9 protein-coding genes are annotated in these 9,135 nt (G+C 47.5%); all 9 read right to left on the reverse strand.

Annotated elements, in window-relative coordinates; all coding sequences use genetic code 11:
* Positions 1 to 126 precede the first annotated feature (126 nt).
* Positions 127 to 1,005: a class II fructose-1,6-bisphosphate aldolase gene (fba, locus tag C1T29_RS23800; RefSeq protein ID WP_095323587.1), complete on the reverse strand. Its 879-nt coding sequence runs from the start codon at positions 1,003 to 1,005 to the stop codon at positions 127 to 129.
* Positions 1,006 to 1,026: 21 nt separating this feature from the next.
* Positions 1,027 to 1,863 carry a 2-keto-myo-inositol isomerase gene (gene iolI / locus C1T29_RS23805; RefSeq protein ID WP_095323586.1) on the reverse strand — a complete coding sequence of 279 codons (837 nt, stop codon included), beginning with the start codon at positions 1,861 to 1,863 and terminating at the stop codon, positions 1,027 to 1,029.
* A gap of 66 nt (positions 1,864 to 1,929) precedes the next feature.
* Positions 1,930 to 2,796 carry a sugar phosphate isomerase/epimerase family protein gene (locus C1T29_RS23810; RefSeq protein WP_023856874.1) on the reverse strand — a complete coding sequence of 289 codons (867 nt, stop codon included), beginning with the start codon at positions 2,794 to 2,796 and terminating at the stop codon, positions 1,930 to 1,932.
* A gap of 23 nt (positions 2,797 to 2,819) precedes the next feature.
* On the reverse strand, positions 2,820 to 3,854 hold the full coding sequence (locus C1T29_RS23815) for a bifunctional inositol 2-dehydrogenase/D-chiro-inositol 1-dehydrogenase (protein WP_095291233.1): 1,035 nt from the start codon (positions 3,852 to 3,854) through the stop codon (positions 2,820 to 2,822).
* Between the two features lie 23 nt (positions 3,855 to 3,877).
* Positions 3,878 to 5,182 carry an MFS transporter gene (locus C1T29_RS23820; protein WP_103749460.1) on the reverse strand — a complete coding sequence of 435 codons (1,305 nt, stop codon included), beginning with the start codon at positions 5,180 to 5,182 and terminating at the stop codon, positions 3,878 to 3,880.
* Positions 5,183 to 5,194: 12 nt separating this feature from the next.
* Positions 5,195 to 6,097 (reverse strand): myo-inosose-2 dehydratase, encoded by a 903-nt coding sequence (iolE, locus tag C1T29_RS23825; protein ID WP_020453543.1) that lies wholly within the window; start codon positions 6,095 to 6,097, stop codon positions 5,195 to 5,197.
* A gap of 13 nt (positions 6,098 to 6,110) precedes the next feature.
* Positions 6,111 to 8,024 (reverse strand): 3D-(3,5/4)-trihydroxycyclohexane-1,2-dione acylhydrolase (decyclizing), encoded by a 1,914-nt coding sequence (gene iolD / locus C1T29_RS23830; protein ID WP_020453544.1) that lies wholly within the window; start codon positions 8,022 to 8,024, stop codon positions 6,111 to 6,113.
* A 31-nt stretch (positions 8,025 to 8,055) separates the two neighbouring features.
* Entirely contained in the window at positions 8,056 to 9,033 is a 978-nt protein-coding gene (gene iolC, locus C1T29_RS23835; RefSeq protein ID WP_020453545.1) for a 5-dehydro-2-deoxygluconokinase, read from the reverse strand.
* A 27-nt stretch (positions 9,034 to 9,060) separates the two neighbouring features.
* Entirely contained in the window at positions 9,061 to 9,129 is a 69-nt protein-coding gene (locus C1T29_RS25070) for a 5-deoxy-glucuronate isomerase (protein ID WP_369122226.1), read from the reverse strand.
* Between the last annotated feature and the right edge of the window lie 6 nt (positions 9,130 to 9,135).

Genomic DNA, 9,135 nt, shown 5'->3' on the forward strand with positions numbered 1-9,135 from the left:
AGGGAAATTATAACTATTATATCAATTACAGTCAATCATTCTTTTGAACCTTTAGAATATCTTTACAAATACTGCGCACAAAAAAACACTCACTTCGATAAGTGAGTGAGGCGATACGGGTCTAGATTATATTTCTATCTTTTGGGTGCATACCGCTTTTCCGGATGACCCGAATTCTCTCATTTTATGTTTGACCGTTTCTTTGACTGCGCTGATCCCTGGCGTCATATAGGCGCGGGGTTCATATAAATCGGGATTGTCTTTAAACATGCTGCGCGTTTTCTCGGTCCAGGCGACCATGCATTCGGTATTAATGTTGATTTTCGCATGGCCCAGACGGATCGTTTTAGCGATTTGATCAGCCGGGATGCCCGAAGCTCCATGAAGAACAAGCGGAATGTCCGTCACCCGTGAGATTTCTTCCATTTCCTTAAATCCTAAATTAGGCTCGCCTTGATATTTTCCATGAACAGAGCCGAGCGCGGCTGCTAAAGCATCGATACCGGTTTCTTTGACAATGCGTTCGCATTCACCGATGTCGGCATACTGCACCCCGCCGATGAGCCCGTCTTCCATGCCCCCTACGGTGCCAACCTCTGCTTCAACCGAAACATTGCGAATTCCGGCGTATGACACGACCTCTTTTGTCATGGCGATGTTTTCATCGATTGGTGAATGCGAGCCGTCGATCATGACTGAGCTAAAACCGGCGTCAATCGCTTGCTTGCAGCGCTCCGGATTTTTGCCATGGTCAAGGTGAAGGACGACGGGAACGGAGATCGACATTTCCTCAATCAAAGCCGCAACCATTGCGGAAACCGTCTTAAATCCGCCTAAATAATCGATGAGCCGGTCTGAGGCGGCTACGATGACAGGTGAGCGTTCCTCTTCCGCCGCCTGTAGAATCGCTTTTGTCCATTGAAGGCCGTTAATATTAAATTGACCGATTGCATAATGATGTTCCTTTGCTTCTTGAAGAAGTTCTTTCATGGAAACGAAAGCCACGTTCACCCCTCCTATCCCGTATTAAATCTTGAAGTATTTTGAAACAACTTCAACTGTTGTTTCTTTGGCCGTTCGAATCGTTTCTTCCGCGCTCAGCTTATAGTATTCAGGTCTGAACAATTCAACTGACACGACATCCGAAAAACCGATGTCTTTCAAAGTTGATAAGTGGGCATCCAAGTCGATGGCCCCCTGTCCCGGCCAAACGCGGTCTTCATCTCTTAAAAAGCCGATTGGGAAGTCTTCCGTATCATCGATATGATAAATGAAAATCTTCTTGCCGTCCGCCTTTTTCAAATCCTCAATGTCCGAACCCATTGCATGGAAGTGGAAGCTGTCAAGAACAAGGCCGACATTATCGTGGTTCACGGTCATGACGATATCATAGGCCTGGCTGAACGTATTGACTGTGCACTCCGGATGACCGACAAACTCGACAGCGATCTTTACACCGTACGGCTCCGCGATGTCTGACAGCTCTGTCAGCACTTCGACGGAGCTCGCTTTAATATCTTCTTTTAAGATTTTTTGTTCGGTGACAAGCGGTACCGCGACCACATATTTCACACCAAGCGTTTTGCATGTTTCCATCATGCCTTTAAATTCTTCGATGATTTCACGGTGCCCTTTTTCATCGCGGTTGTTGAAAAAGACAAGGGCATTCAAGGCCAGCGGCTTAATATGATGCGTTTGAAAATACTCGGCTAACTCTGAGAGAGAATGGTCTTTTAAATATTCGGGCAGCTTATCCATCGTCCGGATTTCGATATAATCGTATCCGTGCTTCTCACAGTATTCGAGGTCTTTTGCTAGGTTTGAATTTTCTAATGTCGTTGCTTCATTAAAGCATAGCTTCATATTAGATTCTCCTTATCTAAATATCCTTGTGAAGAGAGAGTTCGGCGGGGCGCCGAACTCAGGGGCTTATCCTAGTAATTCCTGTTTCAGCTTTTCAAGCATGAATCTGCTTGATTCATCCGCTCTTTCGTCAACCCAGGCAAACACGGCATTCGTCGCTATTCCGTCAAACTTCATCTCTCTCAGCTTTCTGAAAATCGTATCAAAATCAACCTCGCCTTGGCCAATGTCCAAATGCTGGTGAACCGTTACTTTCGCGTCAGGCGGATTGACGATGTAGCGAAGGCCATGAGCCGCTTTATGATTATAAGTATCTGCAAATAAAACATGCGTGAGGCGGTCGCCGGCTTCGTCAAACATTGTCTCGATGTCGCCTTTTCCATCGTCATAGAAGAATGTGTGCGCAGTCGAGTAGACAAGATTGATCCAGTCCTTGTCAAGCGCTCGGATCATATCCATCGCACCTTTGTGTGTTTCGATAAAATCGTATGGATGGGCTTGAAGATTGAGTTTAATGCCTTCTTTTTCAAAGACTGGCAGAAGCTCATCCATGGATTTGATAAATTTTTCTTCACTTGTTAAAGGATCGTATTTTGAACCGCTGAATTCGCTGTTCATCAAATCGACTTCAAGCTCAACCGCAATTTCGATCGCCCTTTTCCAATTGCGCACCGCTGCCTGACGGCGATCTTCATCAGGACCGGCCCAGTGGTAAAGCGGAAGGAGCGATGAAAGCTTAACACCGGTATCTTTTAAAAGCCGCTTTAATTGTTTGATTTTAGCTGAATCGACTTTCGGATATTTATAGAATGGACAAAAATCTTCGCGCGGCGATAGTTCGATATATTCGTAGCCAAGCTCCGCCGTTTTATAGACCGTTTCCTCCAAAGTTAAATCATCGCGATACATCGATGGATCCAATGCTAATTTCATACTTTTCACTCCTCGGAAAGTTTTTATTTTTGAACAGTTGTAAACGTTTGATAGAATTTCGGTTTCTCTTGAAGCGCCACAGGTTCTTTCTGTCCGGATTCCTGAGCTTTTACGCAGGCATCCGTCGTCACGGCGGCGATATAGCCGTCCCATGCAGTCGGCCCGCTGACCTCGCCTTTCTGTTGGATCGAGTCAATGAAATCTTGGATTTCTATATCATAAGCGTCTACAAAGCGGCGCTGCCAATCCATGAGAATATCCGTCGAGAATTTGCCGTCTTTTCTGAGAGAGATGCTTGATGGTTCAGGAAGCTTCACGATTCCGTCTTCTCCGACGATTTCACACTGGATATCGTAGCCGTATTTGCAGTTGACATAGATTTCCGCATTGATCACGACTCCGCCTTTCGTTTCGATGATGACGATTTGCGGATCACGCAAATGAGGGAGCGCGTTTTTCGATTTTTTCGGATAAATGACCTGAACGGATTCGTAATCGTCATTGATCAGCCAGTGCAGGGCGTCTATTTCATGGACAAGCGTATCGACAACAGCCATATCTGTCGTATAGTTGTCGCCTACAACCGGGTTGCGGTGCGCACAGTGGATCATGAGAGGCTCGCCGATGACCCGGTTGTCGATCGCTTCTTTCAGCTGTACGTAACCGCTGTCATAACGGCGCATAAAGCCGACTTGAACGAGACGTTTGCCCGCTTTGATTTCTTCATTGACGATCCGCATGCATCCTTCCGCAGTCGTCGCCAGAGGCTTTTCGCAAAATACGAATTTGTTCGCTTTAATCGCTTTCAAAACGCTTGATTCATGTGCCGGTCCCCAGCTTGTGACTAAGACTGCGTCTACATTTTCGGCTGCGATGAGACTGTCGTCATCCGGATAGACCTTTGCATTCAGGCTGTAGTCTGTTACAACTTGCTGAGCTGCCTCCTGGTTTACATCGGTGACCGCGACAATTTCGCCGCCGGCTAATTTATTCGTGATGCGGTTGATGTGTTCTTTTCCGATTGCTCCTGTACCAATAACACCAATGCGTAATTTCATTGATAGCCACTCCTTCAAAATAATTACATAATTTTTCTTGTTTGCACTTGCCCAGCTTGAGCCGGAGGAGTCCCATACAGCTCTTCCTGAATTTGTTCAAGCGACTTACCGGATGTATTCGGTGCAAAAAAGAGCCCGATGAGCATGCTGGCCGTTACACATCCAAGGAGAATGGCCGCCATAAATGCAATTCCAAAATTCGAGATGATCATTGGAACGAAAAGGCTCCAAGCCCCGATTGAAATACGAACGAGGAAGAACATCAATCCTTGTGCAGATGCGCGATATTCCGTCGGGAAAATTTCACTCGCCCATAATTGATAATTGGCCTGTTGCCCGGCCCCATTGTTTAGGCCGATCATCACGATAAAGAGGATGAGGATCGGCATGCCCTCTGCCGGAAGCAGAAACAATGACCAGCCGATCACGGCTGCAAATGCGGAGATCCCAAACACTGTCTTCCTGTATTTGTCTGCAAACGGCATGAAGATAAAAGCGACGCCAAGCCCGGTGAAAATAAACAGCCCCATCTGCAAAATGTTTGCCATGGTCGCTGACACATCGCCGACCTGCTGATAAATGTAAGGCATAAAAAACCCCATGACACCTGCAGCCAGATTCCAAACCAAGTACACGCCCATTAAAAATAAAATGCTTTTCAAATACTTAGGCTGAAGCAAATCGAGATAAGACGCCTTCGGCTTCCTGACGGCTTGAGCCGATTCGGATTGACCCTGCCAGGCATCGGATTCCGGCAGCCTTTTCCGCAGAACATATGTGATCAGTGCGATAACGAGCAAATGCCCAAACACGGTTTTATTGCCCAATAAGCCTATATCACCGAGCAGGACCGACAGCAGCAGGACCACAACCGCTCCCGCCGCCCATGCGACCTGTGCAACCCCGCAATGACGCGCCCTGTTTTTCTTAGGTGCGTTCTCCGCGATGATCGTCCAGGAAGCCGTAATATCAGCTCCTACCGATAAACCGATAATAATGTAACCGCTTAACAAAAAGGGAAAGCTGGTGCCGAACAATACTAAACAAATCCCCAGTGCATAAACCAGCATACTGTTCGTATAGACAGCCTTTCGGCCAATCTTGTCGGCCAAAAAGCCTCCGAGCAGCGCTCCGATTGCCGCTGAGATGGCGTTGGCGCTAAACGCGCCGAGCAGTCCGATCTGTGTATCAGAAAGCTTCAGGTAACTGACCCATAAAGATAATCCTGCCGATCCTGCGACAATGGAGCCTGCATCAATGTAATTTGCCAAAGCTGCTGCGACGGTTCGTTTATTGAATGGTGAGACTGCTGCACTTCCATTGCTCAATTTAGAGCCCCCCTAATTGGTTGCTGGGACATTCAACAAGTGACGATCGATGTACTTTCTGGCGATCAATGCGTATTCAAGCGGGTTGGCAACATCGGGATCCTGCTCGGCTTCCACAACGATCCAGCCGGAATAGCCGTGCTTTAATAGCGTTTGATAGACTTCTCTAAAATCGATGCAGCCATCGCCTGGAACAGTGAACATCCCTTGCAAAAACGCCTGTTGGAACGATTTTCCTTCCTGCTTGCATTTCTCTATGATCTTGAGGCGCGCGTCTTTAAAATGAACGTGCCCAATACGGTCCATATGCTTCTCTAGTATGTTCATATAATTTCCATCTGAAATGTAGGCATGCCCAGTATCATACAGAAGGTGCACGAGGGCCGGGTCAGTTCCCGCCATGAGCCGGTCAACCTCTTCCTCTGTCTGCACGCCTGTGCCGAGGTGATGATGATAGACAAGCTTCAGGCCGTACCGGCCGGCGATTTCCCCGAGGTGATTTAACCCTTCAAATAGCCGCTGCCATTCTTCATCGGTGAAATAAGGTTTTTCTTTAAACACGTTTTTATTCAGGCCCTGCACGCTGTACGTCTGTTCTGATACGACCGCAACATCGGCATGGACGTCTTTCAAGTACTGGCAGTGAGCCGCAAATTCCTTGGCTGCTTCTTCAATGCCGTCCCGAATGATATAGCTGCTGAACCACTTGCCGGCAATCCTTAGATTTCGCAGCTCGAGCTCTTTATTGAGAATGGCCGGTTCCGGAAAAAAGCCGCCCACTTCTGTGCCTTGAAAGCCTGCAACAACAATGTCGCTCAACAAATGCTGAAGTGTGTTTCCCGCGCCGATTTCCGGAATATCATCGTTCCGCCACCCTATGGGGGCGATGCCCCATAGAATTTGTGTCTTGCCCATCCTGGTGCCTCCTTTAATACTGCTTTGCAGATTTCAGCATTTTTTCTTTTGCTTCATACGCCTTTTGCACGCTTTCCTGTTCGGAAACCTCTGCAACACCTACGTGCCACCAGCTGTCATAGCCGTCCGTCATCGTCTTCGGCAACACCTTCATTTCGATCAATGTTGAGACATCTTGTTTTTTGGCATCTTCAAGCGCCGCTTTTAATTCTTCAATCGTGTTCGCTTTGTAGGTTTTTGCTCCATACCCTTCGGCCACTTTCGCGTAGTCGACATTGAGAATCTGATTGTCTGCTGTTCTGAATTCGCAGAAGTAGCTGCCGCTTCCATGGTCCATTTGCAGGTTGTTGATACAGCCGAATCCTGAGTTGTCAAAGAGCAGCACGTTGATTTTTTTATTATATTGAATTGCTGTAATGAGCTCTGAGTGGAGCATCAGGAAGCTTCCGTCTCCGACCAGTGAATAAACCTCTCTATCAGGATGAGCCAATTTCAAGCCGAGTGTTCCCGATACTTCATATCCCATGCAGGAATAGCCGTATTCCAAGTGGTACGTATTCGGTTCGTTTGAATGCCACAGCCGCTGCAGATCCCCCGGCAAAGAGCCTGCTGAACAAATGACGACGCTGTCCGGATCAACTGTTTCATTGATGGCGAGCAATGCCGTTGTTTGCGGCAGTTCGGTTTGCAGCACATCCGCGTATTCGTTGAGTATTTCTTGAGAAAAATGATCTTTAATTTCAGGTGTGAAGTTTTCACGCTTAAATGTTACCTTGCTCAAACGGTCACGCTCAGCAAGCCACTCGTCTTTCAGCTCCTTGATGATCGAACCGAATTCGCTCTTATAGCCTTCCAATAAACCGTGCAGCTTGCCGAGCGTTACTTTTGCATCGGCAACGACTTGGAAAGCATCCAGTTTATATGCCTGCATTCTGCTGACATTGATGTTTAAAAACTTTGAGTTGTCAAAGTCAAAAGCGGTTTTTGATGATGTCGCGAAATCGGTGTAGCGCGTGCCGATTCCGATGATCAAGTCAGCCTCGCGAGCCGCTTTGTTTGCCGCCAGCGTACCTGTGATGCCCATTCCGCCCAAGTTGTTGGCAAAATCAGCTTCCACTGTGGATTTCCCGGCCTGGGTTTCCACCAGCGGAATATTGTAAGCTTCAGACATGGCGATCAATTCGTCGCGCGCTCCGGAATATTTCGCTCCGCCGCCGACCAAGATGAGCGGTTTTTTGCTCGACTTGATCAGCTCCGCCGCTCCCTTCAGTTCACGCTCGCTCGGCTCTTTGCGATCAATATAGTGAACGCGTTTCTCAAAAAAGCTTTCATCGAAATCATAGGCTTCCCCTTCAACATCTTGAGAAATGCAAATCGTTGCAGGACCCGCCTTTGCAGGATCTGTCATCACTTCAAAAGCGCGAATCAGACTGCTCATCAACTGTTCAGGGCGCGTAATCCGGTCCCAATATCTCGAAACAGGCTTCAAAGCATCGTTCGTCGTAATCGCCGCACTGTATTCCTGTTCTACTTGCTGAAGAACAGGATCAGGCTGTCTTGTTGCAAATGTATCGGCCGGAATCAAGAGGACCGGAATATTGTTCGCAAGCGCCGTACCTGCAGCTGCCACAAGGTTAGCTGCTCCCGGTCCGACTGATGTTGATACAGCATAGATCTTCCTCCTCAGCATCTGCTTGCTGTAAGCCATTGCCGCATGTGCCATTCCCTGCTCATTCTTGCCTTGAAACACCTTTAAATGACCCGCATCCTGTTCAAGCGCCTGGCCGATGCCAACGACGTTCCCATGGCCGAAAATCGTAAAGATCCCCTCGACAAACGGTGTTTCTTCACCATCTACATGGATGTACTGCTGATTTAAGAATTTAATTAACGCTTGTGCTGTGGTTAAACGTATTTTCTTGCCCACAAACGATCCCACCTTTATTCATATTCTTCATTTAAGACTGAGCCGCGATAAGCTCTTCAATCTCGGCGACTGTCGGCATCGCTTCAGATGAGCTGTGCTTGGAAACAACAATGGATGCGGAAGCGCTTCCGTATTTCAGCGCAGTTTCAATATCTTTGCCTGAAACGAGTCCGTAGAGGAAAGCGGAAGCGTATGAATCCCCCGCTCCAAACGTTTTTAAGACCTTCGTTTTGTATGCTTTCGCCCGGAAGATGCCTCCGGATTTGCTGTATGCATATGAACCTTCGACACCGTGCTTGATAACGACAAGATCTGCGGAATGTGCAAACAAATGCTGAACAGATTCTTCATTGCTGCCGCCGCTCTTATTTTCCATTACATCAAACTCATCACGCGTTCCGATGACAATGTCTGATTGTTCGGCAACAAGCGTATAGTAAACGGACGTTTCCTCCGCAGATGTCCACGTATATGGACGATAGTCAAGCTCAAAGACCACTTTCACTTGATGCTTTTTCGCCAGCTGCACGGCTTTCAGCACCGCTTCGCGGGAAGGGCTTTTAGCCAGCGCCGTACCTGACACAAGAAGCATCTTCGATTTTGCAATATAGTCTTCGTTCACTTCAGAAGGGGCAAGGTAAAGATCTGCAACATCATCCCTGTACATTAAAATGCTGCATTCTTCAGGGCTTAAAATTTCTGTGAAAGCAAGCCCCGCTTTATGTCCGTCTTTATCAACCGCCATTTGTGACGTATCGACACCCGTATTTCTCATATAGGTTTCGATGAATCTGCCGTGCTGGTCATCCGGAATCTTCCCGATAAAGCCGGTCTTCAATCCTAATTTGGAACTGCCGATTGCAATATTAGCCGGGGAGCCGCCGACATATTTTGAAAATGTCATCGTCTGCTCCATCGGCCTGTTGTATTCGACTGCGTTTAAATCGATACATGCGCGGCCGATCGCTACAATGTCAAATTCTTTCTCTTCATTAAACGTATACCTCATCTTCAACAGCCTCTCCTTGCCTTATTGTTAGCGTTCCAAAATCCATTCATGGTCAGGGTCGTTATGAAACTTCCATTTCCGCGTCGGCCCTGCCATCACGTT

Source organism: Bacillus sp. MBGLi79 (assembly GCF_002953915.1).

What these genes read in the sequence shown, in the direction of transcription:
- iolI (WP_095323586.1), bottom strand. Translation starts at nt 1,863, where the DNA reads ATGAAGCTATGCTTTAATGAAGCAACGACATTAGAAAATTCAAACCTA.
- C1T29_RS23810 (WP_023856874.1), bottom strand. Translation starts at nt 2,796, where the DNA reads ATGAAATTAGCATTGGATCCATCGATGTATCGCGATGATTTAACTTTG.
- C1T29_RS23815 (WP_095291233.1), bottom strand. Translation starts at nt 3,854, where the DNA reads ATGAAATTACGCATTGGTGTTATTGGTACAGGAGCAATCGGAAAAGAA.
- iolE (WP_020453543.1), bottom strand. Translation starts at nt 6,097, where the DNA reads ATGGGCAAGACACAAATTCTATGGGGCATCGCCCCCATAGGGTGGCGG.
- iolC (WP_020453545.1), bottom strand. Translation starts at nt 9,033, where the DNA reads ATGAGGTATACGTTTAATGAAGAGAAAGAATTTGACATTGTAGCGATC.